23 protein-coding genes, 2 tRNA genes and 2 pseudogenes are annotated in these 26733 nt (G+C 43.3%); 14 read left to right on the top strand and 13 right to left on the bottom strand.

The annotated features are described in order from the left end of the window. Positions 1 to 21 precede the first annotated feature (21 nt). Both C3007_RS03835 and C3007_RS03830 read left to right on the top strand, forming a co-directional pair. Positions 22 to 1425 (top strand): YcjX family GTP-binding protein, encoded by a 1404-nt coding sequence (locus C3007_RS03835; protein ID WP_103853181.1) that lies wholly within the window; start codon positions 22 to 24, stop codon positions 1423 to 1425. A 32-nt stretch (positions 1426 to 1457) separates the two neighbouring features. Continuing rightward, positions 1458 to 2534: a TIGR01620 family protein gene (locus C3007_RS03830; RefSeq protein WP_103853180.1), complete on the top strand. Its 1077-nt coding sequence runs from the start codon at positions 1458 to 1460 to the stop codon at positions 2532 to 2534. A 63-nt stretch (positions 2535 to 2597) separates the two neighbouring features. Here C3007_RS03830 and C3007_RS03825 read toward each other — a convergent pair whose 3' ends face one another. The 5 genes from C3007_RS03825 to C3007_RS03805 form a co-directional block, all read right to left on the bottom strand. Next, on the bottom strand, positions 2598 to 3908 hold the full coding sequence (locus tag C3007_RS03825) for a nucleobase:cation symporter-2 family protein (protein ID WP_103853179.1): 1311 nt from the start codon (positions 3906 to 3908) through the stop codon (positions 2598 to 2600). A gap of 358 nt (positions 3909 to 4266) precedes the next feature. Further along, positions 4267 to 5358, bottom strand: coding sequence for a redox-regulated ATPase YchF (gene ychF, locus C3007_RS03820; RefSeq protein ID WP_103853178.1), 1092 nt, complete (start codon positions 5356 to 5358; stop codon positions 4267 to 4269). Positions 5359 to 5380: 22 nt separating this feature from the next. Continuing rightward, positions 5381 to 6004: a Link domain-containing protein gene (locus C3007_RS03815; protein WP_123772522.1), complete on the bottom strand. Its 624-nt coding sequence runs from the start codon at positions 6002 to 6004 to the stop codon at positions 5381 to 5383. A gap of 21 nt (positions 6005 to 6025) precedes the next feature. Beyond that, a complete protein-coding gene (pth, locus tag C3007_RS03810; protein ID WP_103853176.1) occupies positions 6026 to 6610 on the bottom strand; it encodes an aminoacyl-tRNA hydrolase in 585 nt (194 codons plus the stop codon). A 50-nt stretch (positions 6611 to 6660) separates the two neighbouring features. After that, entirely contained in the window at positions 6661 to 7077 is a 417-nt protein-coding gene (locus C3007_RS03805) for an EamA family transporter (RefSeq protein WP_103853175.1), read from the bottom strand. Between the two features lie 100 nt (positions 7078 to 7177). Here C3007_RS03805 and C3007_RS03800 point away from each other — a divergent pair, with 100 nt between their 5' ends. From C3007_RS03800 to xseA, 4 genes and pseudogenes are all read left to right on the top strand, one after another. Then, a complete protein-coding gene (locus C3007_RS03800; RefSeq protein ID WP_103853174.1) occupies positions 7178 to 7609 on the top strand; it encodes a type II toxin-antitoxin system RatA family toxin in 432 nt (143 codons plus the stop codon). Further along, positions 7609 to 7884, top strand: a pseudogene (locus C3007_RS03795) (RnfH family protein); the annotation flags it as partial. The gene C3007_RS03800 and the pseudogene C3007_RS03795, both read left to right, overlap by 1 nt. A 127-nt stretch (positions 7885 to 8011) precedes the next feature. Beyond that, positions 8012 to 9208 carry a ribosomal protein uL16 3-hydroxylase gene (locus C3007_RS03790; RefSeq protein WP_103853173.1) on the top strand — a complete coding sequence of 399 codons (1197 nt, stop codon included), beginning with the start codon at positions 8012 to 8014 and terminating at the stop codon, positions 9206 to 9208. Between the two features lie 2 nt (positions 9209 to 9210). Continuing rightward, on the top strand, positions 9211 to 10764 hold the full coding sequence (gene xseA / locus C3007_RS03785; protein WP_103853172.1) for an exodeoxyribonuclease VII large subunit: 1554 nt from the start codon (positions 9211 to 9213) through the stop codon (positions 10762 to 10764). Positions 10765 to 12011: 1247 nt separating this feature from the next. On the opposite strand, the gene trpA is transcribed toward xseA, so the two are convergent. The 8 genes and pseudogenes from trpA to fumC all read right to left on the bottom strand — a co-directional run bounded on the left by trpA (position 12012) and on the right by fumC (position 20660). Next, complete coding sequence (gene trpA / locus C3007_RS03780) at positions 12012 to 12818, bottom strand: tryptophan synthase subunit alpha (protein WP_103853171.1); 807 nt, start codon at positions 12816 to 12818, stop codon at positions 12012 to 12014. Beyond that, entirely contained in the window at positions 12818 to 14014 is a 1197-nt protein-coding gene (gene trpB / locus C3007_RS03775) for a tryptophan synthase subunit beta (RefSeq protein ID WP_103853170.1), read from the bottom strand. The genes trpA and trpB overlap by 1 nt, the downstream gene beginning before the upstream one ends. A gap of 21 nt (positions 14015 to 14035) precedes the next feature. Continuing rightward, positions 14036 to 15459: pseudogene (gene trpCF / locus C3007_RS03770) on the bottom strand (bifunctional indole-3-glycerol-phosphate synthase TrpC/phosphoribosylanthranilate isomerase TrpF). A gap of 15 nt (positions 15460 to 15474) precedes the next feature. After that, positions 15475 to 16479 carry an anthranilate phosphoribosyltransferase gene (gene trpD / locus C3007_RS03765; protein ID WP_103853169.1) on the bottom strand — a complete coding sequence of 335 codons (1005 nt, stop codon included), beginning with the start codon at positions 16477 to 16479 and terminating at the stop codon, positions 15475 to 15477. A 54-nt stretch (positions 16480 to 16533) separates the two neighbouring features. Further along, positions 16534 to 16920 carry a tautomerase family protein gene (locus tag C3007_RS03760; protein ID WP_103853168.1) on the bottom strand — a complete coding sequence of 129 codons (387 nt, stop codon included), beginning with the start codon at positions 16918 to 16920 and terminating at the stop codon, positions 16534 to 16536. A gap of 10 nt (positions 16921 to 16930) precedes the next feature. Then, positions 16931 to 17512, bottom strand: coding sequence for an aminodeoxychorismate/anthranilate synthase component II (locus tag C3007_RS03755; protein ID WP_103853167.1), 582 nt, complete (start codon positions 17510 to 17512; stop codon positions 16931 to 16933). 9 nt (positions 17513 to 17521) lie between these two features. After that, entirely contained in the window at positions 17522 to 19066 is a 1545-nt protein-coding gene (gene trpE / locus C3007_RS03750; protein ID WP_103853166.1) for an anthranilate synthase component I, read from the bottom strand. Positions 19067 to 19265: 199 nt separating this feature from the next. After that, entirely contained in the window at positions 19266 to 20660 is a 1395-nt protein-coding gene (gene fumC, locus C3007_RS03745) for a class II fumarate hydratase (RefSeq protein WP_103853165.1), read from the bottom strand. Between the two features lie 242 nt (positions 20661 to 20902). Between fumC and C3007_RS03740 the strand changes: the two genes are divergently transcribed. The 8 genes from C3007_RS03740 to C3007_RS03710 all read left to right on the top strand — a co-directional run bounded on the left by C3007_RS03740 (position 20903) and on the right by C3007_RS03710 (position 26561). Next, entirely contained in the window at positions 20903 to 21346 is a 444-nt protein-coding gene (locus C3007_RS03740) for a DNA polymerase III subunit chi (RefSeq protein WP_103853164.1), read from the top strand. Further along, positions 21346 to 21780 carry a GNAT family N-acetyltransferase gene (locus tag C3007_RS03735; RefSeq protein ID WP_103853163.1) on the top strand — a complete coding sequence of 145 codons (435 nt, stop codon included), beginning with the start codon at positions 21346 to 21348 and terminating at the stop codon, positions 21778 to 21780. Before C3007_RS03740 ends, C3007_RS03735 begins: the two co-directional genes overlap by 1 nt. Before the next feature lie 17 nt (positions 21781 to 21797). Beyond that, positions 21798 to 21974, top strand: coding sequence for a hypothetical protein (locus C3007_RS11530; protein ID WP_165779949.1), 177 nt, complete (start codon positions 21798 to 21800; stop codon positions 21972 to 21974). Between the two features lie 37 nt (positions 21975 to 22011). Continuing rightward, positions 22012 to 22581: a DUF5358 family protein gene (locus tag C3007_RS03730; RefSeq protein ID WP_103853162.1), complete on the top strand. Its 570-nt coding sequence runs from the start codon at positions 22012 to 22014 to the stop codon at positions 22579 to 22581. A gap of 20 nt (positions 22582 to 22601) precedes the next feature. Continuing rightward, a complete protein-coding gene (locus C3007_RS03725) occupies positions 22602 to 25466 on the top strand; it encodes a valine--tRNA ligase (RefSeq protein WP_103853161.1) in 2865 nt (954 codons plus the stop codon). Positions 25467 to 25584: 118 nt separating this feature from the next. Beyond that, positions 25585 to 26133, top strand: a complete 549-nt coding sequence (gene pgsA / locus C3007_RS03720; protein WP_103853160.1) for a CDP-diacylglycerol--glycerol-3-phosphate 3-phosphatidyltransferase — start codon at positions 25585 to 25587, stop codon at positions 26131 to 26133. Between the two features lie 263 nt (positions 26134 to 26396). Beyond that, positions 26397 to 26472: transfer RNA gene (locus C3007_RS03715), tRNA-Gly, on the top strand. 2 nt (positions 26473 to 26474) lie between these two features. Further along, positions 26475 to 26561: transfer RNA gene (locus C3007_RS03710), tRNA-Leu, on the top strand. The last annotated feature ends 172 nt before the right edge of the window (positions 26562 to 26733 follow it).

Here is a 26733-nt window from a genome sequence, read left to right as displayed (position 1 = left end):
TTAGCGAAATTTAGAAATAAAATGTTTGATTATATTCAAAAAGAACTGGATAACCTAATTGACCGTGGGTTTGACCGCACGTTACGTTTAGCCGTAACAGGGCTAAGTCGTAGCGGCAAAACGGCCTTTATTACCAGCCTTGTGAACCAACTTTTGCATATTAATGCGGTGGATAATGCCCATTTACCCTTATTTGATGCGGCGCGCGATAAACGGATTTTAGCCGTAAAACGCATTGAACAGCGCACAATGCACATTCCCCGTTTTGAATATGAAAATAATTTGAAATGTTTAACAGACGAGCCACCGCACTGGCCTGATTTCACCCGTGGCGTGAGTGAAACGCGCTTGGCCATTCGTTACCAACAGCGTGGCTTATGGCGTCATTTAAAAGAAACTAGCACCCTTTATCTCGATATTTTTGATTATCCGGGGGAATGGCTATTAGATTTACCCTTGCTCGAATTAGATTTTCAACAATGGAGCGAACAACAGCGTCAGCTTATGCAGGGGCAACGCCTTGAGTTAGCACAAAAATGGTGCGAAAAACTCGAGAAAATCGACTTATTTGCGAAAGCCGATGAAGAAGTGCTAGCGCAACTGGCAAAGGATTACACGGAATACTTACTTGCTTGTAAAGCGCAGGGCTTGCACTTTATTCAACCGGGGCGTTTTGTGTTAATGGGCGAGCTGGAAGGCTCGCCTGCGGTGCAGTTTTTTCCCTTGGTTCATCTTAATGCGGAACAATGGCAAGCCTTGAAAAAAGCCGATAGCAATAGCTATTTTGCTTTTTTAACAAAGCGTTACGATTATTATTGCCAACATATCGTCAAAGGTTTTTATCGAGATTATTTTTCCACCTTTGATCGTCAAGTGATCTTGGCAGATTGTCTTACCCCGCTTAATCATAGCCAACGTGCTTTTTTAGATATGCAAGAAGGTTTGCAAGCATTGTTTAAGAGCTTTCATTATGGCAAACGCACCTTGCTTAACCGTTTGTTTTCACCAAAAATTGATAAATTAATGTTCCTTGCCACTAAAGCGGATCACATTACCAAAGATCAACGCCATAATTTGGTTAGCTTGTTACGCCAGCTCGTACAAGAAGGCGGCCGTTATGTGGAATACGAAGGCATTGAAACCGCATACAGCGCCATTGCTGCCATTCGCGCCACGCAACAGGTTACGGTAAATCAAAATGGCAAGTTTTATCCTGCGATCCAAGGTGTTCGACAAAAAGATCAGCAAAAAATCACCCTTTACCCTGGGGAAGTGCCAAACCGCTTACCAAATGCACAATTTTGGCAAACTCAACATTTTGAATTTGATCAATTTGAACCCCAGCCCCTTGAACAAGGCAACCCTATTCCCCATTTACGAATGGACGCCGTACTGCAATTTTTGCTCGCGGATAAACTGGATTGATCGCACCGCATTGATCGTAACGGAGATAAGCAATGAAAAAACAAATTTTTCACACCGCACTTGAAGATCAAGAACAACAAGCCTTTGCGCCGAAACAAACTTTTTCGCAAGAGAATTTAATTATTGAAGCGGAAGTGGAAGATGAACTGGGCGATCTCGCGCCACAGCTTGAGCAAGCGATACAGCCGAAACCCCGTTGGTGGAAAAAATGGCTGGCAGGTTCTGCGCTCTTTTTTGGCGGTGCTGTGATTGCGCAGTCGGTGCAATGGTTGATTGATAGCTGGCAAAATCACCAATGGATTTATTTCTCTTTTGCCGTGGCAAGTTGTTCCTTGGTGGCATTGGGAATCAGTGCCATCGTCAGCGAATGGCGTAAGCTGGTGAAGTTAAAAAAACGAATGATCTTGCAAGAGCAAAGCCAAACCTTGCTTAACCGCCAATCTGTACGCCAGCAAAGTGCGGTGGATTTTCAGCAAGATTTTTCCCCACAAGAAAGTGAAAAAGTCCAACAGCTCTGTCAAGATATTGTGAAAGCAATGGATATTTCGCCACAATCGCCAGAATTTATCCAGTGGCAAAAACAGGCTAATGAAGGGCATTCCGCCAGTGAAACCGCCTATTTATTCAGCCAAACGGTGCTAAAACCCATTGATAAACAAGCCCAAAAATTAATTAGCAAAAATGCCATCGAAGCTGCGGCCATTGTTGCAGTTAGCCCTTTGGAGGTGGTCGATGTGTTTTTTATTGCGTGGCGAAATATTCGCCTAATCAATCAGTTAGCCAAACTTTATCATATTGAGCTGGGCTATTTCAGCCGCCTGCGTTTATTGCGAATGGTGCTATTAAATATGGCGTTTGCCGGAGCAACAGAAGTGATCCAAGATATTGGAATGGATTGGCTTTCACAAGATGTTACGGCGAAATTTTCCGCCCGCATTGCCCAAGGTGTCGGCGTGGGGCTGCTTACCGCAAGGCTTGGCATTAAAGCAATGGAATTCTGCCGTCCGCTTGCCTTTAAGCAAGAAGAACGCCCACGCTTAAAGCATATTCAAAAAGAAGTGTTATCGAATTTAAAGGGCTTATTGTTGCCAAGTAAAAAAGCAGATTAATCGATAAAAATTGCCCCTAGCGTTGATAACTAGGGGCAATTTTTTTATTCATAAAATGAACCTTTAAGCATTCTCTTTTGGTTTTTTATCTTGTGGCAGCACTAAGTTCAAAATCAACGCTAATAAGGATCCCACAGTAATGCCTGAACCGAGCACCTCTTTGAAAAAGTGCGGTAGTTTTTCGAGCAATTCTGGACGAGTGGTTACGGCTAAGCCACAACCAATGGAAATGGCGATGATTAAGCCGTTACGTTTGCTACGTTCAATGCTATCGAGCATTTGGATTCCTGCGGCAATAATCATTGCGAACATTATCAGCCCTGCGCCGCCAAGCACTGGTAGTGGAATTGATACGATTAACGCACCAAATACTGGGAATAAGCCTGCTAACACCAATAATGCCCCAGTTAAGGCAACAACATAGCGGCTTGCCACGCCAGTGAGAGAAATTACACCGATATTTTGTGAGAAAGAAGAAAATGGCGTGGTGGACATAATCGCCGCAAGGGCTGAACCTAAGCCATCACACAACACGCCGCCGCGTAAATGTTTCCCTGTTATTTCCGTTTTCGTGGCGTTCCCCAAGGCTAAGAAGTTACCGCTTGATTCCACAATGGTTACCAAATAGGCGATGGACATACCAATAATTCCCGCAATAGGGAAAGATAAACCAAAGTGCAGCGGTTGTGGCACGGCGAAAATTTGCGCTTGTTTCACCCCATCAAAATTCACCCAACCTAGGGCGAGTGCCACCACATAGCCTGTCATCATTCCAATCACAATGGCTGCGGCGGAAAAAATGCCTTTACCCCATTGTACTAAAATCACCACGATGACTAATACGAAACTTGCCATCATCAGGTTTTCTGGCGTGGCATAATTCGGATCGTTGCGTTGTCCACCTGCGAACCAGTCCACTGCCACAGGAATAAGGCTAAGGCCGATCATCATCACCACGGTTCCTGTTACCACAGGCGGGAATAATTTACGGATATAAGGCATAAAGAAACTACCGATGATCATCACCAACGATCCCACCAGCGAAGCCCCTAAAATCCCCGCAACGCCATCTTCACTAAAGCCAATGGCAAGAGCAGCGGCCACAAAGGTGAAACTGGTTCCCATTACGCTTGGCAAGCGGATACCGATTGGGCCTAAACCACGGCATTGAATAATGGTTACCACACCTGAAATAAGTAGCGCGGCATTTACTAAGGTGATGGTGTCTTCGGTGGGTAATTTTAATACATTCCCGATCACCAACGGCACAGCAATAATCCCCCCTAAGGCGGCAAGCAAATGCTGAGCGGCTAATAATAGACTTAACCCGAAAGGCGGTTTGTCTTCAACGGAATAGAGTAGGTTGTTGTTCATAAGCTTTCCTGAGTAATAAAAAATAGCGCGCATTATACTTGAAAATGGATTTTAAGCAATCGTTTGCTTTTGCATAGCTAAAACTTAGTAAAATCGCACCGTACTTTGTTTTTCTATCTTTTATATAAATTAAGCTTTAAGCCGTTGTATCAGTTTGTTCATTGGGCGAGTAAGGGGGCAAGATAATGTAAAGGGCAGCTAACTGGAGTGAAATAAATGACCTAACGCCAGAGAATAAAAAATCTATAAGTTGTATAAGGGGATTATTCAGGGGACGAAAAAAATCTCACTACATTTTAAAAAGTGCGGTGAGATTTTTCATTATTTTTTCGATTAAAAAGCGTTATTTAGCAGAAAATTACACATTAAAACGGAAGTGCATGACATCGCCATCTTGCACGATATAATCTTTTCCTTCTAAACGCCATTTACCCGCTTCTTTTGCGCCGTTTTCGCCTTTGTATTGAATAAAATCATCATAAGAAATCACTTCAGCGCGGATAAAGCCTTTTTCAAAATCCGTGTGAATGACAGCAGCGGCTTTTGGTGCGGTTGCGCCTACGGAAACTGTCCACGCACGCACTTCTTTTACACCAGCAGTGAAGTAGGTTTGAAGATTTAATAAGGCATAACCTGCGCGGATTACGCGGTTTAAACCTGGTTCTTCAATGCCAAGATCTTGCAAAAACTCCACTTTTTCTTCATCGTCAAGCTCAGCGATTTCCGATTCAATGGCGGCACACACAGGCACAACCACTGCGCCTTCTTTTTCTGCAATTTCACGCACGCGATCCAAATAAGGGTTATTTTCAAAACCGTCTTCGTTTACGTTAGCGATATACATTGTCGGTTTTAAGGTTAAGAAGTTATAGCTTTTAATGGCGTGTAATTCGTCTTTGTCTAAATCTACTGAGCGAATCATTCCTGCATTTTCTAACACAGGCAGAATTTTTTCCATTACGCTTAATTCAAATTTGGCTTCTTTATCGCCACTTTTAGCGCGTTTTTGTAAGCGTTGAATAGCACGCTCACAACTGTCTAAATCAGCCAGTGCAAGCTCGGTGTTGATGGTATCGATGTCTTCAGCAGGATCGATTTTCCCTGCAACGTGAACGATGTCATCATTTTCGAAACAACGCACAACGTGGCCGATAGCGTCCGTTTCACGAATATTCGCAAGGAATTTGTTGCCCAAGCCTTCGCCTTTACTTGCGCCAGCCACAAGGCCTGCAATATCCACAAATTCCATTGTGGTAGGCAATACACGTTCAGGTTTAACGATTTCCGCTAATGCGTCCAAACGCGGATCAGGCATTGGCACAACGCCCGTGTTTGGTTCAATGGTACAAAACGGATAATTCGCCGCTTCAATACCAGCTTTTGTTAATGCGTTAAAAAGGGTGGATTTACCCACGTTTGGTAAGCCCACGATACCACATTTGAATCCCATAATGTTTTCCTATATTTTTTAATTAATTAAGTGTGCAACGTTGGTATTTAATCTCATTAGCTCTTTCCGCTTGCACGCCATCTTCTCTTGCTACCTTTAATGACGCTAATTCATAAATAAATAGTCTGCATCCTTCATTGGAATGACTAAATCCAACTTCATAATCTTTGCCTGCTTTAGGAATAAATTCACCAATTATTCTACAACTCATAGACTGAGTGCTATTCATTCCTTCATTAGTAAAGTGAAAACCTGCTTGTATAGTAACAGGTTTATTGGCGGTAATGACTTGTTCTCTGAATGAATCTGTATCTGTATAGCTATCCCTTTTTAGGGCAGAAACACTTCTTTCCGTCGCAGGAATGCCAATGGTTACATTGCTAAGTGTTCGTTTAGGTAGACCAATATACATATTTTCACGGCTAAATGGATTTCGGCTCCGTTTTTTTCTTGGATCTTGAGCCAAGTCTTGACAACTTGTTTCATTTCTTACTTTTGTTGTCGAGTTGCCATTGGAATTATAAACACGAACCCGAGCTTCTTGTGTTGGATCGTAGTTTACTTTTTTATGAACTAGTACGGCTCTAGCAGAACATCCGCTAAGAATGATTGCAAAAAGGATAATACCTATTGATTTTTTCATCATTTTTTCCTTCTGATGGTTTATTTACGCTTTAAAGCTATTGAGTCGATTTGTTGCTTTTGTAATGCCTTCTTTGATGAGAATTTCCACGCACGCAGCGGCTTCATCTAAGGCTTTGTCAATCAGTTGCCAATCGCTTGGCGAAGGTTTGCCTAGCACATAGGCAGAAACCAGATTTTTATCACCAGGGTGTCCAATTCCTACACGCAGACGGTAGAAATTTTTATTATTACCCAACTGAGCAATGCTATCACGCAAACCGTTATGTCCACCGTGTCCGCCCCCTTGTTTAATTTTGGCAACACCAGGTGGGAGATCAAGCTCATCGTGAATAATCAGAATTTCTTCAGGTTTAATACGGTAAAAATTGGCTAATGCACTCACCGCTTTACCGCTTAAATTCATAAAGGTAGTAGGAACGAGAAAACGAATTTCTTCGCCAAAAATCACCGCTCTTGCCGTTTTACCGAAAAATTTACTTTCTTCTTTTAGTTGAAAATTAAATTGGCGAGCAAGGCGATCAATCACCCATTCCCCTGCATTATGGCGCGTGTCGGCATATTTATCGCCGGGGTTAGCCAGCCCAACAATGAGTTTAATTTCTGACATACTTTCTTTAACTGGACAAAAAATAGTGGGCTATTGTAGCGAAAAAACGGCTACAACGCCAACACCAATACACCGCTCAAAATTAAAATTGATCCGATGATGAGTTTTAAGCTGATTGGTTCGCCTAATAGCACCACGCCTAGCACAATGGCGATGACGACACTCAGTTTATCAATCGGGGCAACCCAAGAAGCAGGGGCGAGTTGTAGGGCGCGGTAGTAACAGAGCCAAGAAAGCCCAGTGGCAACGCCAGATAATAGCAGGAAAATAAAGGGTTTGGTGGCGATATGTTGGGGCAGTTGCCATTCGTTGCGCAGAGTAATAATGCCGCCAGCGACCGCAAGTACCACAATGGTGCGGATAAAGGTCGCAAGGTTGCTGTTAATGCCTTCCACGCCGAGCTTGCCTAAAATGGCAGTTAGCCCAGCGAAAAATGCTGATCCAATGGCGAAAATGACCCAATTCATCGTTTTCCCTTATTTTTTCGTGCGTTTATCACCGCACTTTTGTTTGATATTCGCTATAATAGCAAAGTTTTTTTACAGAAAAATACTAAGTATAAATAAAATGCCAAGTGTTAATCAAAGCGCCTTAGTGCCTTACAGTGCCAAACAAATGTATGATTTGGTGAATAATTATGAACGCTATCCTGAGTTTGTGCCGGGCTGCGTGGAAAGCCGAACCCTAAGCCGTCAGCAAAATCAGCTCACGGCAGAATTGGTAATCAGCAAGGCAGGCATTCGCCAGCGTTTTACCACGCAAAATACCATGGTGGAAAATCAGCAAATTCAAATGCAGTTGGTGGAAGGGCCTTTCAAGTTTTTACAAGGGGAATGGCAGTTTGTGGAAATTGATGAGCAGTGCTGCAAAATTGCTTTAAAACTGGATTTTGAATTTTCTAATCCAATTATTGCAATGGCATTCGGGCAGATTTTTACCCATCTTACCAGCAAAATGATCGATGCGTTCAAGCAACGCGCTAAGGAGGTTTACGCCTAATGTCTAAATTAAAAATTGAAATTGCTTATGCCTTGCCTGATCGTTATTTTTTGAAAACCTTGCATATGGAGCAAGGCACAACGGTGCAAACGGCGATTTTACAATCGGGTATTTTGCATCAATTTAGTGAAATTGATTTACGTGAAAATAAAATTGGCATTTTCAGCCGCCCTGCGAAGCTCACCGATGTGCTAGAAAATGGCGATCGCATTGAGATTTATCGCCCTTTATTGGCTGATCCTAAAGAGATCCGCCGTAAGCGTGCGGCACAGCAGCTGCAAGAACAGCAAGCGCAAAAGCAAGCTGAAAAAGAAGCGAAAAAACGCGCAAAACAATTAGCCCAAGATCAACAATCTGTACCCCAATTGGCAACCCCATCTTCAACTCAAGAGGAACAAGGCAATGATTAAATTTTGCTTACCCGATCACATTAGCCCAGAACAATTTTTGCAAGAATATTGGCAAAAGAAACCCTTATTAATTCGCAACGGTCTGCCACAAATTGTGGGGCAGTTTGAGCCAGAAGATATTATTGAATTGGCACAAGGTGAAGAGGTTACCGCTCGCCTCATCAAACAGCATAGTGATGAAAATTGGGAACTCAAAGTTAGCCCGCTGGCAGAGCAAGATTTTGCTGATGTGCCAACACAATGGACGGTGCTGGTGCAAAATATGGAACAATGGTCGCCAGAATTAGGCCAGCTTTGGAACGCTTTTGGCTTTATTCCGCAATGGCAACGGGACGATATTATGGTGTCTTACGCGCCACAAGATGGCTCGGTAGGGCGACATTATGATGAATATGATGTGTTCCTTGTGCAAGGTTATGGACATCGCCGTTGGCAGCTTGGCAAATGGTGCGATCCAACCACCGAGTTCAAACCGAACCAGCCGATTCGTATTTTTGATGATATGGGCGAATTGGTGCTTGATGAAGTGCTTGCACCCGGCGATGTGCTTTATGTGCCTTCGCGTTTATCCCATTATGGCGTGGCGCAAGATGATTGCCTGACGTTCTCTTTCGGCTTACGTTATCCTAATTTGGCGGATATTTTTGAAAATGTGGGCAAAGCCTTTAATCAACCGAATTTAGAATTGGATCTAAGCGAATTTTTAATTCCACTGCGCCTTAGCCCAGATCTTCAACCCACAGGTTTATTGGCACAGCAAAATATTGCTACCATTAAGCAACAATTTCTTGCCAGCCTTGCGGAAAGCCCGCAATTTGACGCGTTATTTAAACAAGCCTTAGCAAGCACAGTAAGTAGCAGACGTTATGAATTATTGCCAACAGAAGGGGAGTACGACCCTGACGAAGTGCGGTCGCTTTTGGAAGAAGATTGTTTGCTTTCACAAGATAATAATTGCAAATTGCTTTACACCGAGCATCCGTTACGCATTTATGCCAACGGCGAATGGCTTGATGAACTCAATCCCCTTGAAGCACAAATTTTAAAACGCTTAGCAGATGGTGAAAGCCTTGGCTTAGGCGATTTACAAGCCTTAATGCTTGACGTGCAAGATAAAGAAAGCGTAATGGAATTATTGTTAGACAGCCTATGCAACTGGCTCGATGATGGCTGGGTATTGTTGGATTAAAAATGGAAAATAGTGCGATTTATTCCGTTTCACAGCTCAACCAGCAGGCTCGCCAATTATTGGAAGGGCAGCTTGGGCTAGTGTGGCTCACGGGGGAAATTTCCAATTTCACCCAACCTGTTTCGGGGCATTGGTATCTCACCTTGAAAGATGAAAATGCCCAAGTGCGTTGCGCAATGTTTCGAATGAAAAATCTGCGCGTGCCGTTTCGTCCGCAAAATGGAATGCAAGTGTTGGTGCGTGCCAGTGTGAGTTTATATGAGCCGCGCGGTGATTATCAGCTGATTATCGACAGTATGCACCCTGCAGGTGAGGGCTTGTTGCAGCAGCAATTTGAAGCCTTGAAAATGAAATTGGCAGCGGAAGGATTGTTTGCGCAAAATTTGAAAAAAAATCTACCGCACTTTAGCCGCAAAGTGGGCGTGATCACTTCACCAACAGGGGCGGCGTTGCAAGATATTTTGCATATTTTACAGCGGCGCGATCCTAGCCTGAACGTGGTGATTTATCCCACCGCCGTGCAAGGCAAAGAAGCCACCGATGAAATTGTACAAATGATCGAACTGGCCAACCGCCGTCAAGAAGTGGACGTGCTTATTGTGGGGCGCGGTGGCGGTTCGCTAGAAGATTTATGGTGTTTCAATGAAGAAGCGGTGGCGCGCGCGATTTTTAATTCTGTGATCCCTGTGATCAGCGCGGTGGGACACGAAACTGATGTTACCATTGCGGATTTTGTGGCCGATGTGCGTGCGCCTACGCCCTCTGCTGCAGCAGAATTAGTGAGCCGTGATCAGCAAGAATTATTGCAACAGCTTAACTATAAACGTCAGCGTTTAGAAATGGCGTTAGATCGTCTTTTTAATGAAAAAAGCCAAGCCTTAAATCAGCTTGTATGGCGTTTGCAAAATCGTCATCCACAAATTCAGCTGAATCAACAAAAAGCCCAACTAGAACAGCTTGCTTACCGTTTGCAGTTTGCAATGCAACGGGCAGTGGAAAAATCGCAACAGCAAATTACCACACAGCACCAGCGTTTGCATTTGGCAATGGAACGCCGCCTTTCTGCGAAAAAACAAAAATTACAGCAACTTAGCCAACGCTTGCAAAATCGCCATCCGCAAAAACAGCTTAATCAGCAAAAAGCCCAGATCCAACAGCTAGGCTATGACTTAAGGCTGGCGATGCAGCATTATTTGGCAAAAAAACAGCAAAATTTCACCGCACTTAATGAGCGGCTGAATAATAATCCGTTGCCGTACCGCCTACAAAAACAAGCACAACATTTGCAACAATTAAAAGTGCGGTTAGATTTTAGCGCAGAAAAACTGCTGACAAATAAACAAGGGCGTTTTGCCACCTTGTGCCAACGCTTGGACGGATTAAGCCCGCTGAAAATTCTTTCCCGTGGTTATTCTATTTCTGAAAATGAACAAGGCATTGCGATTACTGATTCTCATCAAGTGCAAGTAGGGGAGCGGGTGAAAACACAGCTAATGAATGGCGTGATTTATAGCCGTGTTGAGCAAATCGAAAAACAAATCATCACTGAAAAATAAGGATTCTGAGAATTTTTCTTGATGGGGAAGAAAAGCTATTTTGGTGGTTTTCGCAGAGGGGTAAACCTGTGCGCAGTATAAGTATAATTGGTGAAAAAACGTCGTGTTTGGCTTTTTGAGCGAAATAACAAGGTTTATACCGTTGCGATGCTGATTCCCGAGTGTCAATGATCCACAAAACACGATGAAGGTTGTTTACATAATCGTTCATAGTTCACTTCTAAACAAAATGACTTATTGTATATGGGGTGATTAGCAATAAATTTCAAGCTAATTTGACACTTGATTTATGGTTTTTGGTAAAACGCAATTTTCTCTGATAGTATTTTTTATCATCTTAAAGAACATTCCATAGTGTATTTATTGTATTGGAAACAAGACAATATTACGAAAAAACAAAAGGGAAGTCCCCCAAGGGATTTTTGGGGCTTTTCAAGAGGAAAGGGCTTATCCGAAAAGGTCAAAGGGTTAAATGGCCATTTTTTATTCGCTATATTTTTTGCTAGATACCTTAATATTTAGATCACTGACTTGCTAGCTTTCATTAAGCTTTCACCTGCTTCAATAAGTACTCCAAGCAGTGTTCGCTGCTACCATTGTATTTGGTATCGCCTGCATCACAGGGATATATTTAGCGCAATGGTGAAGCCTTTTTGCTCCATAGTATGTTTGTAATGAGTTTCGTATTTATCGTTTGCTGTAAGCACATCGACTTTTTAGATCCAATATTCACACTGCAATCCAGCGAAGAAACGGCACTTGCCTGTTGTTGGTAATAAATACGCCAAACACTATCTGCATGAGGAATAAAGGCAACCAGTTCATTAGCCAAGACTTGCGTCAGGTAATATGTCTCATCAAGCCACTTAGCCTCACCACTCCCTTTTATCTTACGAAGTTCTGTATTACCATAACGTAAGGCTCAATTTTATCCGTATAAACATGAGTTCAAGGCAGATAAAGTGCAGCGGGTGTTTTTCTTCCAATCCCTTCATGTGAAGGATAGTTGTTGTAGCCTTGACGAAATTTATTTAGCACGCTTTGCTATCAAGTCAAATGCAATTTGAGTAATATTCGCCTTTAAACTACTATACATCCACTCGTGCCGACCATTTTGTTCAGACGCACAGGCTTAAGCCGTTCAGGATAAATCCCTAAGTCAATCCCACCATTTAGATAAGCAACTTATGCCGCCTAGTGCAATGAAGCGGAAGGTGCACCGTTATCGGAGTGGATAACAAAATATTCTACAAACTGGCACCTTTCATCGCTTTCACAAACTGAGCCAGTTCGCTTAAGCATTTTGCGTGGTTGTCTAAATTGCGTTCGATGATTTTAACCGTGGCAGAGCCAGAAATTGCGCCGGCTGCGCCAAGTTGTAAGGCTTCTTTCACCTGTTGGGGTTGGGCGATGCCGAAACCTTGTAGGATTGGCGGTGCTTGGTGGGCTTTAAGCTGTTCTACTAGCGTATCCAAATTCGCTGCGTGGCTTTGGTTTTCGGCACTGGTTACGCCTGCGCGGGAAACTAAATAGGTGTAGCCTTCGCTGTGTTGTGCCACGCCTTTGATTGTGGCTTCGTCTGCATTGGGTGGGCAGATAAACACAGGTTGCACGCCGTGTTTTTTCGCTGCTTGAATATAAGGTTCAGCCGCAAGCAAAGGAATATCCGCTACAAGCACGGCATCTACGCCCACTTCAGCACAGCGTTGATAGAAATGATCTAGCCCCTGTGCATAAATTAAATTAGCGCATAATAATAAACTGATGGGAATTTCAGGATATTTCGACCGCACTTTTGCCAGCAATTCAAAACTTTCCGCTGTGCTGCAACCTGCTTGCAAGGCGCGGTTGTTGGCCGCTTGGATCACAGGCCCATCTAATAAGGGATCAGAAAAAGGAAAACCGAGTTCCAACGCGTCTGCACCGTTATCCACAAGGGTACAAATAATCTCGAAAGAACGGTTTAAATCAGGATCGCATAGGGTTACGAATGGCACAAATGCACCTTGGTTTTTAGCATTCAGTTGGGTGAATAAGGTTTCAAAACGGCTCATTAGATTTTCCCCTTTTCAGTCAAGATTTTGTCCACGGTGAAAATATCTTTATCGCCACGGCCGGATAAATTCACGACGATTAATTGTTCTTTGTCTGGATTTTGTTGGATTAATTTTAACGCATAAGCCAAGGCGTGCGAGCTTTCGAGCGCAGGGATAATGCCCTCGTGTTTGGCGAGAGCTTGGAACGCGTCAAGGGCTTCATCGTCTGTAATGCTTTCGTATTCAGCACGTCCAATAGCGTGTAAATGGGCGTGTTGTGGCCCAACAGAGGGGAAGTCTAAGCCCGCAGAAATGCTGTAAGATTCTTCGATTTGCCCATCTTCTGTTTGCATAATTGGCGATTTCATTCCGAAATAAATGCCCACTTTGCCGTGGCGCAGCGGCGCGCCGTGTTGCCCTGTGGCGATGCCTTTGCCCGCAGGCTCAATGCCGATTAAGCGCACTTGGGGTTCGTCAATAAAATCGGCAAACATTCCAATGGCGTTAGAACCACCGCCCACGGCCGCGATAATCACATCAGGCAAACGTCCTTCTTTTTCTAAAATTTGGCGTTTGGTTTCTTCCCCGATCATTTTTTGGAATTCTCGCACAATGGTAGGGAAAGGGTGAGGGCCTGCCGCCGTGCCAAGCAAATAATGGGTGTTGTCATAATTGGCTGACCAATCACGCATTGCTTCACAACAAGCATCTTTGAGCGAGCAAGATCCTTTTTCCACTGGCACGACTTCCGCGCCCATTAAACGCATACGGAAGACGTTCGGCGATTGGCGCTCCACATCTTTCGCCCCCATATAAATACGACAAGGCATATCCAACATTGCACAGGCAAGGGCAGTGGCAACACCGTGCTGACCTGCCCCTGTTTCGGCGATAATGCGCGTTTTGCCCATTCGTTTGGCGAGCAAAATTTGCCCTAAAACTTGGTTGGTTTTGTGCGCACCGCCGTGCAATAAATCTTCCCGTTTTAGGTAAAGTTTGGTTTTTGTGCCTTTGGTAAGATTACGGCACAGTGTCAATGCCGTAGGGCGACCTGCGTAGTTTTTCAGTAAATCTTGAAATTCTGCCTGAAATTCGGGATCGGCTTGTGCTTCCACAAAGGCCTGTTCCAGCTGTTTTAGCACAGGGACTAAAATTTCTGGCACATACATTCCGCCAAATTCGCCGAAATAAGGATTAAGTTGCGTTTCTGACATAATCGTTATCGTTCCTTTTACTTAATAATCTAAAATTTGTTTAAATAATTGCGCTAATTTAGTGGCATCTTTCACGCCTGCGCTGCTTTCTGCCCCTGAATTAATATCCAACCCTAAGCAATGTTGCGATAGGGCAAGGGCTAAATTTTCCTGATTAATGCCGCCAGCGAGCATTGCGTTGTTTTTGATTTTCGCAGGAATGAGCGACCAGTCAAAGGCTTGTCCCGTTCCGCCTTGTTGCTGGGCGAGCTGGCTGTCTAATACATAGCGATCAACCTGAGAAATTGGCTCAATTTGCACCGCACTTTGTTCTTCCTTCTGATGTTTTTCCACCTGAATGGAAATGGCTTTCCAAATTTGACATTGTTCAGGCAGTTGTTGGCGGAGTTGGGCAATAAATTCCGCATTTTCTGAACCGTGTAGCTGCACCGCAAAGAGATTTAATTGCGAGGCAATTTTTACAATAAAATCAATCTCTTGATTTTGAAATACGCCGACAAAACGTAACGGAGCTTGCGTCACAAGTTCTTGCGCTTGGCGTAAGGAAAGTTTGCGTTTTGAGCTTTCGGCAAAAATCAAGCCACCATATAACGCGCCTTGGTTGTACACCGCTTGCACATCTTGCGGACGAGTTAAACCGCACACTTTATTTTCGCCAAAAATCACCGCTCGCACCGCATTATTCAAATCATCGCTGCCCATCAGGCTGCTGCCGATTAAAAAGCCGTTTACATAAGGTTTTAATTGCTGAACTTGTTGATGAGAATAGATGCCCGATTCACTAATCACAATGCGATCCGCAGGAATTTGGCGAGCGAGCGGTGGCGTGCGACCAAGATCCACAGAAAGATCGTGCAAATCACGGTTATTGATGCCAATCACTTTCGCCCCCAAAGCAATGGCACGTTCTAATTCTTGCTGATTGGAGGTTTCCGTCAGCACACCCATTCCCAATTCGTGAGCTAAATCGGCGAGCTGGACATAGGTTTCATCGTCAAGCACGGAAAGCATTAGCAAAATCGCGTCTGCTTGATGATAGCGAGCCAAGTAAACCTGATAAGGACTAATCATAAAATCTTTACACAGCACGGGCTGGCTCACCTGATTACGCACTTGTTGAATGTAAGCAAAATCCCCTTGGAAATATTTTTCGTCCGTCAGCACGGAAATGGCTGCTGCATAATGTTTATACACTTGAGCGATTTCATCAAGGTTAAATTCCGAGCGGATTAAGCCTTTAGAAGGGGAGGCTTTTTTACATTCTAAAATGTAAGCAGGGCGTTGATGCGTGCCTTGCGCCAACGCTTGATAAAAAGAGCGGTCGGATTTTTCCAGTTTTTTTCAAAATCCTGCAAAGGGAACGCGCGTGATTTTGCGTCCACCCATTGCGCTTTATCTTGCACGATTTTCTGTAAAATCGTTGGAGTTTGGTTGTTGATATTCATTGTTTTTTCTCTTTTTTATTCTACCGCACGCAATGCGACTAAGGTTTCAAAGGCTTTGCCCGTGGCAAGCACATCAAGCACTTTCTCGGCGTTATGTTTGAGATCTTCATAGCCGAATAATTTCATTAATAGCGCCGTATTCATTGCTACGGCTTGGGCGTGTTCTGCCTTGCCTTTGCCTTGTAAAAGTGCGGTCAAAATTTTTGCATTTTCTTCAGGTTCACCGCCACGCAGGCTTTCTAATGGTTGTGGCTCAAAGCCGAAATCATAAGGGCTTAGGCTATAACGTTCAATTTTACCATCACGAATTTCCGCTACTTCTGTTTTACCGTGAATGGCCACTTCATCTAAGCCAGCACCGTGTACCACAATGCTGTGTTTATGCCCTAAACGCAGGGCGGTTTCTGCATAAGGAGCAATGAGATCGGGGGAATACACGCCTAATAATTGATGTTTCGGGCGAGCGGGGTTACACAATGGCCCTAAAATATTGAAAATAGTGCGTGTTTTTAGCGCTTGGCGAACTGGTACGGCGTGCTTAAAGCCGGGATGATATTGCTGCGCGAATAAAAAGCAAATGCCAATTTCATCAAGGGCTTGGCGTGCTTGTTCGGCACTGATATTGATATTAACCCCTAAGGCACTTAGCACATCGCTTGCGCCTGTTTTGCTCGATACACTACGGTTGCCGTGTTTCGCCACTTTCAAGCCACAAGCTGCGCCAACAATGGCGGAAGCGGTGGAAATATTAATGGTGTTTGCGCCATCGCCGCCCGTGCCAACAATATCCGCAAAGACATAGTCTGGCGTTGGAAAACTGTTGGCATTAGCGAGTACGGCATTCACCGCACCGCTGATTTCTTCCGCCGTTTCGCCACGCAATTTTAACGCGATTAAGGCAGCAGCAAGTTGTTCATTGCTCAATTCCCCTTGCAACACCGCATTGAACAGGGTTTCCGCTTGGGCTTGAGTTAAAGGTTGTTTCTCAAAAAGTTGGTTAAGAAGTTGTTCTGTTTGCATAGGGTATTCCTTTTCTTTTTATTAAAGCATAAGTGCGGTGCTTTTTTCTTAAATTTAACGATAAATGCTGTAACTGAGATCTTTGGCTTCATCACCTGTCATTCCGCGAAATCCCCAGCAGTGGGCAGGTTGCTCTTTGATGGTGATTTCCACGTCAATCGGGGCGAGATTGAGTTTATTTTCTAATTCACAAAACAGCATTTTGATTAGCCGTTTTTTGGTAAATTCCGTGCGACCTTGCATTAAATTAATTTCAATGGCAGTGAAATTTTCGCTGCGGCCGCTAGGCAGGTATAAATCTTCTGCCTCTGCACCTTGAAAGTAAATAAAATGCTTGCCTTTGGGAATGTCCATTTCTAAGTTTAGGCAATGGTAAATAATCTCTGCCAGCTGTGTTTTGCGTGCGGTAAGGCGTTCTTTTAATCCATACACAATAATCATCGCTTTATCCTTAATCGCGGTGAAGCAACCAATTTACCGAGTTTTCTAACAATTTCCCCCCTTGCACGGTGAGAATACTTTCTGGGTGAAATTGAAATCCACAAATCGGCAGCGTTTTGTGGCGAATTGCCATAATAATGCCGTTATATTCCGCGTTTACGATAAATTCATCAGGCAAATTTTCACCCATTAAGGAATGATAACGAGCCACAGGCATTGGGTTGTTTAAGCCTGCGAACATTGCTTGTTCATCGTGTTGAATATTAGACACCTTGCCGTGCAGCACTTCACCAGAATGCACCACATCGCCGCCAAAGGCTTCGATTAGTGCTTGATGTCCTAAACAGATGCCAATAATCGGCACTTTACCTTTAAGGCGTTGAATAAGTGGCAGCAAAATGCCTGCTTCTTGCGGATTGCCCGGCCCCGGTGAAAGCGCCAGAATGCTATTTGGCTGCAATGCCATTTTTTCCACTAGCGCAATATCGCAATCATTACGGTAAATTTGCACTTGATGTCCAAGTGTGCGGAATTGATCCACCAAGTTATAGGTGAAAGAGTCAAAATTATCTAAAAAAACAATGTTAGCCATAATCTGTCCTTATTGAGCAAGCTGGTTGGTTTGCATAATCGCATTAATCACAGCACGGGCTTTGTGGCGTGTTTCGTCTGCTTCCATTTGTGGATCGGAATCCAGTACTTCACCGCAGCCTGCTTGGATATAAGCAATGTCGTTTTGCACAAAGGCAGAGCGGATCACAATACAGGTATCAAAATTGCCGTCAGATGAAAGATAGCCCACCGCACCGCCGTAGCTATGGCGTTTTTGTTGCTCCACTTGGTAGATTAATTGCATCGCTTTGATTTTTGGCGCGCCTGTGAGTGTGCCCATATTCATACAGGCTTGATAGGCGTGTAGTGCATCAAGTTCAGGGCGAAGTTTGCCCACCACGCGCGATACTAAGTGCATAATGTGCGAATAGCGATCCACCTGCATTAAATCTTTCACTTGGCGCGTGCCACTTTGGCAAACGCGAGCCACATCATTACGGGCTAAATCCACCAGCATTAAATGTTCCGCTAGCTCTTTTTTATCTAACCGTAATTCCAGTTCTAAACGTGCGTCTAATTCAGGATCGATATTGCCTTGGGCATCAAAGCCGCGTGGACGCGATCCCGCAATCGGATAGATTTCTAATTGGCGTGAATCTTGGCTATATTTCAACGCACTTTCAGGGGAAGCGCCAAATAAGGTGAAATCTTCGTCCTGCATATAAAACATATAAGGGCTTGGGTTGTTCACTTTTAATTGACGATAAGTGGCAAGGCTGTTTGGACAAGCCAAAGAAAAACGGCGCGAAGGCACGATCTGGAACACATCGCCAATATTGATATGATGTTTTAAGCGGCGAATAATGTCTTTAAATGGCTCATCTTCAATGTTTACACTCACTTCCGTGGAAGCTGGTTGATTTGTTAAGTGCGGTTCAATTTTTTGTAATTTTTGCGTAATTTGCACCGCACTTTGCTCCGTGGCGGAAAGCGTATTTTGATTAAAACAGAAAGTTTGTAGCTGAGCTTGTTGGCGCTGGTGATCAAGAATCAATAAATTTTCTGCCAAATAGAAAACGTAATCAGGACAGCTTAAGCCATCATTGTGCAGCACAATATTTTCCATCGGGATAAAATTCGCCACTAAATCATAGGCAAATAATCCACCAAGAAAAATTGGCGTTTCACTTGTTTTGTAAAGATCCGTTAAACAACGCAAACCGTCAAAAATTGTTGGCGCTTGTAATTTGCTGTCTTCATCTAAATTCGGGTTAAGCGGCGCAAATTCTGCGATCATTTGATTATCTTGGCGAGAAAGGCGCAGAGTAATCGGCTGCAATTTTTCTTGCACTAAAGGCAACAATGCCGCACCGTTTTCATTTAATGCAGTAAAGGTAACGCATTGCCCTAAGCAGCTGATTTTTAATGCGGCGTTAATTAATAACAGGCTTTTTAAGCTATTTTTACTGCTGATTTCTGCTGATTCAAGTAACAGCGTATTTTTTTGATCTTGGCACAAGGTAGCAAATACCGCAGTGGGATCGCTGTGATAAGCCACTTCTTGTGAAAAAACGTGGAGAAAAGGCGTTGTCATTGGAATTCCTTTTTTGCATAAAATAATTATGCACTATTAAACTAGTACAGAAGGATTTTGTCAAGGATTGTTTTCTATCAAAAAGGAAAATTTAGTCAGAATGGCCTGTTCCATTGATTTCGCCAATAAAAATAAAAAAATGCTGGCAAAGAATATTCTTCACCAACATTTTACATTTAGATGAATGCTAAAATTAGCCTTATTTCAAACTGCCCACCATATCTTCAGGGCGAACCCATTCATCAAATTGCTCTGGGGTAACCAAACCAAGATTAATGGCTTCTTCTCTTAATGTTGTACCATTTTTATGCGCAGTTTTTGCGATTTTCGCCGCATTTTCATAACCAATATGGGTATTTAACGCCGTTACTAACATCAAGGAATTTTCAAGTTGTTGCTTAATGCGTGGGTGATTTGGTTCAATACCGCTTGCACAATGTTCATCGAACGAAACACAAGCATCTGCCAATAATTGGGCAGATTGTAAGAAGTTATATGCCATTACAGGTTTGAATACATTAAGTTGGAAATGTCCTTGCGAGCCAGCAAAGGAAATGGTGGTGTCGTTACCTAACACTTGTGCGCAAACCATTGTGAGCGCTTCGCACTGCGTTGGGTTCACTTTACCCGGCATAATAGAAGATCCTGGTTCATTTTCAGGAATTAAGATTTCACCAATGCCTGAGCGCGGGCCAGATGCCAATAAGCGAATATCGTTAGCAATTTTAAATAAGGATACCGCAAGCTGTTTTAATGCACCGTGGGTTTCCACAATGGCATCGTGGGTGGCGAGAGCTTCAAATTTGTTTTCTGCGGTGATAAATGGCAAGCCAGTGAATTTCGCGATGTATTCAGCCACTTTCACATCATAACCTTTTGGCGTATTTAACCCTGTTCCTACCGCAGTTCCACCTAAAGCTAGTTGCGCAAGGTGTGGCAGGGTGTTTTTCAATGCACGCAAGCCGAAATCTAATTGTGCGGCATAGGCCGAAAATTCTTGCCCAAGAGTGAGTGGTGTGGCGTCCATTAAGTGAGTACGCCCGATTTTTACCACATCTTTAAAGGCTTCTGCTTTTGCCGCGAAGGTTTTTTGTAAGCGTTCAATGCAAGGAATCGTTACCTCCACCACTTTTTTATAGGCGGCAATGTGCATTGCGGTTGGATAGGTATCGTTAGAAGATTGTGATTTATTCACATCATCATTTGGGTGAATAATGGATTTTTCCCCTAATTTTCCACCATTGATAACGTGCGCACGGTTAGCAATCACTTCATTTAGGTTCATATTGGATTGCGTGCCTGAACCCGTTTGCCAAATCACCAAAGGGAATTGATCATCAAGTTTATGGGCTAAAATTTCATCGCAGGCTTGCGCGATTAAATCGCGTTTTTCCACTGGCAATACACCTAGCTCATTGTTTGCGTACGCAGCAGCTTTTTTCAAATAACCAAACGCCTCAATAATTTCGTGGGGCATTGAAGCCGCAGGGCCAATTTTGAAATTGTTGCGCGAACGTTCTGTTTGTGCCGCCCAGTATTTATCCGCTGGTACTTTCACTTCGCCCATTGTGTCTTTTTCAATACGAAATTCCATTCTAGTTACCTCAAATGATTGAATTAATAATAAGAAAACGCCTTGAGTTTAACACTTTGGGAGTAGGAATGGAACGTAAAGGGCAGGGCGAATTTTTTGTTTTGTGATATAGATCATAAAGAGCGGTAAGATTTTTTTGAATTTTTTGCTAGCGTAAAAATTAATGTTTTCTATTTAGCAGATTTTTCGTTAAAATTATGCGTTTAAAAATTTGATTTCATACAGGCAAAAGACGCATTTTTATGGCAAAGCAAGCACAGTTTTACATTTTACAAAAAACACAACCCAAAGCACCATTGTCCGCAATGGAAACCTTGGCTTGTGATTTGGCTGCGCAAGCTTGGCGATTAGGCAAAAAAGTGCTGATTAGCTGCGAAAGTGAAGAACAAGCTTTTCGCCTTGACGAAGCCCTATGGGCAAGAGAGCCAGAAGAATTTGTGCCGCATAATTTATCGGGCGAAATCACCCAATATGCCACGCCGATTGAAATTAGCTGGGCGGGAAAGCGTAACGCACAACGCCGTGAGCTGTTAATTAATTTACAAGCTCAAGTGCCTGATTTTGTTGCAAGTTTTACTCAAGTGATCGATTTTGTTCCGAGCGATGAAGCACAAAAAGCCATTGCCCGTGAACGTTATAAACAATACCGCCAATTAGGCTGGCAACTTAGCACGGAACAAGCCTGATGACGTGGAATGTGAAAACCTTTGCTGAACTCAGCACGGCAGAATTATTCGCCATTTACCAAGTTCGCACCGCCGTATTTGTGGTGGAGCAACAATGCGCTTATCAAGAAGTAGATCACTGGGATCAAAGTGCGGTGCATTTTTGGCAAGAATTTGACGGCAAAATTTGTGCTTATTGTCGCATCATTCCGCAGACTGATTGTATTCACATTGGCAGAGTGCTAGTAGCACAACAGGCCCGAGGCAAAGGCTTAGCCAAAGAATTAGTGCAACAAGCGTTGGCTTATTGCCAACAACATTGGGCCACAGAGCCAGTGTTAATCCAAGCACAAACTTATTTGCAAAATTTCTACCGCACTTTTGGTTTCCAGCCCACTTCAGCAGAATATTTAGAAGACGGCATACCGCATTTGGATATGGAATTAGTGAGCTAAGGTTGGAGGAAGAAATAATGAAACCAATGACAAAAGAAGAAATTATCGAACAACAACGGCAATTAGCCATTCGCTTTAAGCCTTGGATGGAAGATAAGAAAAAACGTGAAATTCTCACCTTCCAGCGTCCTAATGGCGATATTGTCGATCATTATCCTGATGGACGTGAAGAAGTGATTAAATATGCGAAATAATTTATTTCAATTAAAGTTTAATGAAAGAGGAAATGTTATGAAAAAGTATTTACTGTTTTCTTTATCAATCGCTATTTTAGTAGGATGTGCTAGCCCAAAATATAGAATTTCGGATCAAGATTTGAAGGCTTGGATTGCCATTTCGAATGATATGGAGCAATGTATTAATCCCAATTTGACAAATCAAGTATCTTATTCTTTATTATCTAAAGATGAGCATACATTAATTTATCAATATGGGGAGAGTATTCTAAGAGAAATGATTGGAAGTTATAACTACGATGTTATGATGAATGATCATGATAGCTACGTATATTATCAAAAAAAGTTTAACGAACTAAATAATAATATAAAAGGAAATGTTTTAACGCCAGAACAATGCCAAGGATTTAAAACAAAATTCCATAATGATTTAGCAAATATTCAAGCTCAACGATATGCGCAAAAGCAGGCTAAAGTTCGTCAAGAACAAGAAAAATTACGTCAGCAAGAAGAACGAAGACGGCAAATTCAAAATGCACCGAAACCGAAAAGACAAACTACCGTAAATTGTACAAGCGGTACTTTAGTATTTGATCATCGAAATTGCGTAATTACAGAATATTAATAAGCAACAGAGAAAAACCAATGACACAAAAATTTGAAATGGCAGCTCGTTTTGATCCCTCTGCCGTAGAACAAGCACTTTATAAACACTGGGAAGAAGCGGGCTATTTTAAGCCGAATGAAAACCCAAATGCCCCAAGCTATTCTATTGCGATTCCACCGCCGAATGTAACGGGATCTTTGCATATGGGACACGCTTTCCAGCAAACCTTAATGGATACCCTGATCCGTTTCCACCGTATGGAGGGGGATAACACCCTTTGGCAGGCGGGGACTGACCACGCAGGGATCGCCACGCAAATGGTGGTGGAGCGTAAAATCGCAGCGGAAGAGGGCAAAACTCGCCACGATTACGGACGCGAAGCCTTTATCGAAAAAATTTGGGATTGGAAAGCCTATTCAGGCGGCACGATCAGCCAGCAAATGCGACGTTTGGGTAACTCCATTGATTGGGAACGTGAGCGTTTCACAATGGACGATGGTCTTTCTGATGCGGTGAAAGAGGTGTTTGTGCGCCTGCACGAACAAGGCTTGATTTATCGCGGGAAGCGTCTTGTAAACTGGGATCCTAAATTGCACACCGCCATTTCTGATCTAGAAGTAGAAAATAAAGAGAGCAAAGGCTCGCTCTGGCATTTCCGCTATCCGCTAGCCAATGGCGGAAAAACGGCAGATGGCAAAGATTATTTAGTGGTTGCTACTACTCGTCCTGAAACAATGCTGGGCGATACGGCGGTAGCGGTACACCCTGAAGATGAGCGTTATCAATCTCTTATCGGCAAAACCGTGATCTTACCGCTGGCGAATCGTGAAATCCCGATTATCGCTGATGATTATGTGGATCGTGAATTTGGAACGGGAGTAGTGAAAATCACACCTGCTCACGATTTCAACGACTACGAAGTGGGCAGACGTCATCAATTACCAATGGTAAATGTGATGACATTAAATGCGGATATTCGTGATGAACCTGAAATCATCGGTGTGGACAACAAACCCTTAGCGGATTATTTGGCTGAAATTCCTGAGAAATATCGTGGAATGGAGCGTTTTGCAGCGCGTAAACAAATTGTGGCGGATTTCGATGCCTTAGGCTTATTGGAAGAAATCAAACCGCACGATCTCAAAGTGCCTTATGGCGATCGTGGTGGCGTGCCGATTGAGCCAATGCTGACTGATCAATGGTATGTGAGCGTAAAACCGTTGGCAGAAGTGGCGACCAAAGCGGTGGAAGAGGGCGAAATCCAATTTGTGCCGAAACAATATGAAAACCTCTATTTCTCGTGGATGCGTGATATTCAAGACTGGTGTATTTCTCGCCAACTGTGGTGGGGACATCGCATTCCTGCGTGGTATGACGCAGAGGGCAACATTTATGTGGCACGCAGTGAAGCTGAAGTGCGGTCAAAATATCAGCTAAATTCTGATGTGGTGCTGAAGCAAGATGAAGACGTGCTAGACACTTGGTTCTCATCGGCGTTGTGGACATTCTCTACCCTTGGCTGGCCGCAGCAAACAAAAGAGCTGAAAATGTTCCACCCAACAGATGTGTTAATCACAGGATTTGACATCATTTTCTTCTGGGTGGCACGAATGATTATGTTCACAATGCACTTCATCAAAGATGAAAATGGCAAACCGCAAGTGCCGTTCAAAACCGTGTATGTAACAGGTTTAATCCGCGATGAAAACGGACAGAAGATGTCAAAATCAAAAGGTAACGTGCTTGATCCGATTGATATGATTGACGGCATCAGCCTTGAAGATCTGTTAGAAAAACGCACCGGCAATATGATGCAACCGCAATTAGCGGAAAAAATCGCTAAAGCCACCCGCAAAGAGTTTGCCGACGGCATTGCCGCTCATGGTACTGATGCCTTGCGTTTCACCCTCGCCGCCCTTGCGAGCAACGGACGCGATATTAACTGGGATATGAAACGCTTGGAAGGCTACCGCAATTTCTGTAACAAGTTATGGAATGCAAGCCGATTTGTGCTCACCAATGACAAATTGGATCTATCAGAGGGCGAAGTGGAGTATAGCCTAGCGGATTGCTGGATCAATTCTGAGTTTAATCGTGCGGTGGAAGCGGTGCGTGCTGCGTTCGCACAATATCGTTTTGACTTGGCGGCGAATGCTATTTACGAGTTCACTTGGGATCAGTTCTGCGACTGGTATTTGGAGCTGACTAAACCAGTATTTGCACAAGGTAGTGCTGCACAAAAACGCGGTGCAAGCCGCACCTTAGTGCGTGTATTGGAAAAATTATTGCGTTTAGCGCACCCAATTATTCCATTTATTACCGAAGAAATTTGGCAAAAAGTGAAAGGTTTTGCGGGTGTGAGTGGCGATACCATTATGCTACAACCTTATCCGCAGTATGAGCCGAGCGAAATTGATGAGCAAGCTGAACAGCAAATTGATTGGTTGAAAGAAATCATCATCGCCGTGCGTAATATCCGTGCGGAATGTAATATTGCACCAAGCAAAGGCTTAGACGCATTATTACGCCATTTAACGCCAGAACAGCAACAAATTCTTGCCGATAACTGCACATTATTAGCAAGTATGGCGAAATTAGACAGTGTTGAAGTGTTAAATGATGGGGTAGAAGCGCCATTCTCAGTAACCAAATTGGTTGGCAACACGGAGCTTCTTATTCCAATGGCTGGCTTTATTGATAAAGCGACCGAGCTAGCACGCTTAACCAAAGAGCTAGAAAAACTCAACGGTGAAATTGCGCGTATTGAAAACAAATTGAGCAATGAAGCCTTTGTGGCGAAAGCCCCTGAGCAAGTGATTGCGAAAGAACGTGAAAAAATGCAAGGCTATCAAGAAGCGATTGCAAAAGTTCAAGCGCAATATCAGGCGATCGAAGCCCTTTAATTTCGAGCAAAAATATCCCTCTTTTCAGAGGGATATTTTTTTAAATAGTGTTTTCTAATTAGAAAAATATGCTTTAAAATAATCAATGATTATCTATTTTCTGTGATTGTTACGCTCTATGAAATTAAACTTCCCAACAATTCTGACCTTATTCCGTGTGGTGCTTATCCCATTTTTTGTCTTGGCGTTTTATCTCCCTTTTGCTTGGGCGCCATTTTTAACCACCGCGATCTTTTTTGTCGCTGCCGTTACAGACTGGTTTGATGGCTACTTAGCACGAAAATGGAATCAAAGCACGCCCTTTGGCGCATTTCTCGATCCCGTTGCGGACAAAGTGATGGTGGTTGCTGCACTGGTGTTAGTGGTGGAATATCAACACAGCTTTTGGGTAACCTTGCCTGCGATTGTAATGATCTCAAGGGAAATCATCGTTTCCGCCTTGCGTGAATGGATGGCGGAAATCGGCAGCCGTAGCAAAGTAGCCGTGTCTTGGCTGGGCAAAGTGAAAACTGCTTCACAAATGCTGGCATTAGGCGGATTGCTATGGCGTTATAATGTTTTAATGGAAATTGCAGGCATCGTATTCTTATATATCGCTGCGATTTTAACCGTGTGGTCAATGCTACAATATCTCAAAGCCGCAAAAGATAATTTATTAGAAGAATAAAATTCTCAAAAATTACACCGCACTTGGGTTGAATAGATAACTAAGTGCGGTGTTTTTTTATGAATTTTTTTGTGGAAGAGCCAAGCTAAAAATAATATCGAAGTGGAAATCATCAAGCTCTGCTTTCAAAATAAACAAATTTATAGAAAGTGAATTTTTTTTAGTCAATCAAACACAAAGTAAGAAATTTCTATTTGACTAATCGGCGTAAATCCGTAAAATGCACCTCGTTATTTAGCAAGACCGAATGGTTAGCTAAGTATGCGGGAATAGCTCAGTTGGTAGAGCACGACCTTGCCAAGGTCGGGGTCGCGAGTTCGAGCCTCGTTTCCCGCTCCAACGCCCGAGTGGTGAAATCGGTAGACACAAGGGATTTAAAATCCCTCGACTTTCGAGTCGTGGCGGTTCAAGTCCGCCCTCGGGCACCATTTGAAAACCAAAATAAATCAATAAGATAGTCGCCAAGAGCGGCTTTTTTTATATCTATCATTTTCCTTTCAGCTGCGTAATTTACGTTTTCCCTAGCTTAAACTTAAGCATTTTCAAAAACAATGTGAAATGTATCACAAAATTTTGTTTTACTGATTGAAAGATAAGGGG

Origin of the sequence: Avibacterium gallinarum (assembly GCF_002921135.1) — a bacterium.
GTDB lineage: Bacteria > Pseudomonadota > Gammaproteobacteria > Enterobacterales > Pasteurellaceae > Avibacterium > Avibacterium gallinarum.
Note: the sequence above shows the minus strand (reverse complement) of the source record. Positions and strands in the feature narration are given on the sequence as shown.